This is a genomic window from Arsenophonus endosymbiont of Bemisia tabaci Q2, assembly GCF_902713415.1.
In the GTDB taxonomy this organism is placed as follows: domain Bacteria; phylum Pseudomonadota; class Gammaproteobacteria; order Enterobacterales; family Enterobacteriaceae; genus Arsenophonus.
In genome coordinates, this window is record NZ_CACTIE010000067.1 from 1 (window position 1) to 2,918 (window position 2,918).

At 36.5% G+C, this 2,918-nt stretch carries 2 protein-coding genes and 2 pseudogenes; 2 read left to right on the plus strand and 2 right to left on the minus strand.

Features of this window, described 5'->3' with window-relative positions:
- Positions 1 to 227: 227 nt before the first annotated feature.
- Both deoB and ARSQ2_RS03830 read right to left on the minus strand, forming a co-directional pair.
- The gene (deoB, locus tag ARSQ2_RS03825; RefSeq protein ID WP_181994418.1) at positions 228 to 1,451 is read right to left on the minus strand and encodes a phosphopentomutase; all 1,224 of its coding nucleotides are present in this window, start codon (positions 1,449 to 1,451) and stop codon (positions 228 to 230) included.
- Positions 1,452 to 1,679: 228 nt separating this feature from the next.
- A pseudogene (locus ARSQ2_RS03830) lies at positions 1,680 to 2,312 on the minus strand (putative sulfate exporter family transporter).
- 123 nt (positions 2,313 to 2,435) lie between these two features.
- Between ARSQ2_RS03830 and ARSQ2_RS03835 the strand changes: the two are divergent.
- Positions 2,436 to 2,633 (plus strand): annotated as a pseudogene (locus ARSQ2_RS03835) (LysR family transcriptional regulator); the annotation flags it as partial.
- 35 nt (positions 2,634 to 2,668) lie between these two features.
- Positions 2,669 to 2,800 (plus strand): IS630 transposase-related protein, encoded by a 132-nt coding sequence (locus ARSQ2_RS03840; RefSeq protein ID WP_181994419.1) that lies wholly within the window; start codon positions 2,669 to 2,671, stop codon positions 2,798 to 2,800.
- The last annotated feature ends 118 nt before the right edge of the window (positions 2,801 to 2,918 follow it).

Below are 2,918 nucleotides of genomic sequence, written 5' to 3' on the forward strand. Positions count from 1 at the left end.
CGCTGTTTCTCGGATACTCAACCCTTCTTCTTCCATCATACATATCACTTTACGTCTAAAATCAATTCAATAGCTCATATAAATAATGTTATCAAAATTAAATCGCTTAGCTATAAGTTCCGCAAAATCGCCCATCTCAGCATTAATATGTGGGGTGACCATAAATAAATTTCCTTTTATTACTTATCGATAAAATCGGGAATATGAAAAAATATTTCCCATCATACTTAAAATAGCGTTTTGCCATATGCCATTGGCGATAAAACAAAGTATTGCGCAACGGTTTGAGCAATATCAGCAAAGGTCTGTCGATGACCTAGTGCCCCAGGTTTTACTTTCGGACCATAAATTAAAATAGGAATATTTTCCCGCGTATGATCAGTTCCTGGCCAGGTCGGGTCACAACCATGATCTGCGGTAATAATCAAAACATCCTCATTCTCAATTAACGCCAGCATTTCAGGTAAAAGAGTATCAAATAACTCTAGTCCGGCCGCATAACCCGAAACATCACGACGATGTCCATATGAAGAATCAAAATCAACAAAATTAGTAAACACAATGGTATTGTCGGCCGCTTTTTTGATCTCCTCAAGGCTTGCCGCAAATAGCGCTTCAATACCGGTTGCTTTCACTTGCTTAGTAATGCCGACATTGGCATAAATATCTGCAATTTTGCCAATTGAAACCACCTGGCCGGCTTTTTCTTCAACCAGTTTTTGCAGGATGGTTGGTGAAGGTGGTTCAACTGAATAATCTCGACGATTATTGGTACGCTGAAAACAGCCAGCTTTATTGCCGATAAAAGGACGAGCGATAACACGTCCAATATTATAAGCACCTTCATCTAGCGTCTTTCTCGCTATTTCACAAAGCTGATAAAGATTTTTAACCCCAAAAGTCTCTTCATGACATGCTATCTGAAAGACTGAATCGGCTGAAGTATAGAAAATAGGTTTACCTGTTTTCATATGCTCTTCACCTAATTGATCCAAGATCACCGTCCCTGACGAGTGACAATTTCCCAGATAACCGCGCAAATTAGCCGCTTCAACTAACTTATCCAATAATTGTTGCGGAAAACTATTTTTTTGCTGTTTAAAATATCCCCATTCAAATAAAACCGGTACCCCGGCAATCTCCCAATGACCTGATGGGGTATCTTTGCCGGAAGATAACTCACTCGCATAACCATAGGCACCGATAATCTCAGCCTCTTCATCCAGGCCGATTGGAAATGTTCCTGATGACCCCTCAGCGGCTTTTGCTAACCCTAAACGCGATAAATTGGGCAAAAAGACTTTACCTTTACGACCCTTATCAGCCTTCCCTTGCGCACAAGCGGTCGCAATATGGCCTAAAGTGTTCGCCCCAGCATCACCAAATCTATCTGCATCCGGCGTAGCGCCAATACCAAAAGAATCAAGCACCATAATGAATACACGTTTCATAACTACCCTTGGTTAGTCCAAATTCAATTAATCCATTATTAAACACAAAATAACGCATTCCATAATTCGAGCTCATAATAACTATGTTACTATCGTCAATAAATACAAAATACTAATCGATACTATTATAGTTAAGCGTCTTAATTTTGATTACAAAATATATGTTTTTCTCCAATATAAATTTAGTGATATAGAGTAATTACTTGTAATCATTTTAAAGTCGCCCAGCTATATTTGATTTAGATGATAAAACCACGGATAGATAAAAATAGCCAAGGTACCAAAAATAACGACGGTTTCTACCGCAATGGCAATTTTATCTGCCGATGTTTTGATGACAGACTCGGTTGCTAAAACCCCCAGCTGCGCCGCAAATGCTACTACCGGCTCCAATCAAAATGCTGGTTTGACTATATCTAACTTGAAAAAATATTTGCCTAGTAACAGCGCAATTAAGAATGTAGAAGTTAGCATAATTAAATCGGTCATAATACCAATCATGCCTACATCCATAATTTGTTGAAATGTCAAACGAAAACCGTACAAAATAATCCCGGTTCTTAATAAATAATGTTTAGCGAATCTGATCCCTTCATCAGAAACGAGTTTTACGGCAAAATAAACGGTGTTTCCAATCACAATGCCCAATAAAATCGCCAAGCTGAGAGCACTTAGTCCAATATTGGCAAACCGTTCGTTATTACCAAGATAAACGGCAATAGTAGTTAAAAAACCCGTTAATAATAAGCCAGAGATAAATTTAAAATTTTTATGCTTAATAGGTTTTGGCATAACTATAACTGTTTTAACCATAGGTTTATGCAATATGCATTGTCTCATTCTGTTATAAGCATATATCATTAGTATCTATCTTGAAAATGGATTATTTTTGTATTATCTATTAATAAAAGTGGTAAATTAATAGTTGGCTAGATTATTATGATAGCTTGATTTATGTGATTAATTAATAAAGTGAGCATTGTTATGCGAATAACCCTTAGACAACTTAAAGTTTTTATTGAAATTTTACAATGTGGCTCAACAACAAAGGCTGCTCAATCATTGTCATTATCCCAATCAGCTGTAAGTGCTGCTTTAACAGATTTGGAGTCCCAACTTGAGGTGCAGTTATTTGATAGAGTTGGTAAACTTTTAGTTACTAATGAATATGGTCGGCTATTATAGCTAAGCGACTTAATTTTGATGACATGATTTATATGAGCTATTCAATTGATTTTAGAGGTAAAGTGATATTTACGATGGAAGAAGAAGGGTTGAGTATCCCAGAAACAGCGAAGCAATTTTGGATTGGCTCTGCATCTCTATCGCGTTGGATTAATCAAATATAGCTGGGCGACTTTAAAATGATTACAAGTAATTACTCTATATCAGTAAATTTATATTGGAGAAAACATATATTTTGTAATCAAAATTAAGACGCTTAGCTATACTCAACCCTTCTTCTTC

Bases quoted from the DNA above. Each gene is read 5' to 3' on its own strand.
- deoB (WP_181994418.1), bottom strand. From the start codon at position 1,451: ATGAAACGTGTATTCATTATGGTGCTTGATTCTTTTGGTATTGGCGCT.
- ARSQ2_RS03840 (WP_181994419.1), top strand. From the start codon at position 2,669: ATGAGCTATTCAATTGATTTTAGAGGTAAAGTGATATTTACGATGGAA.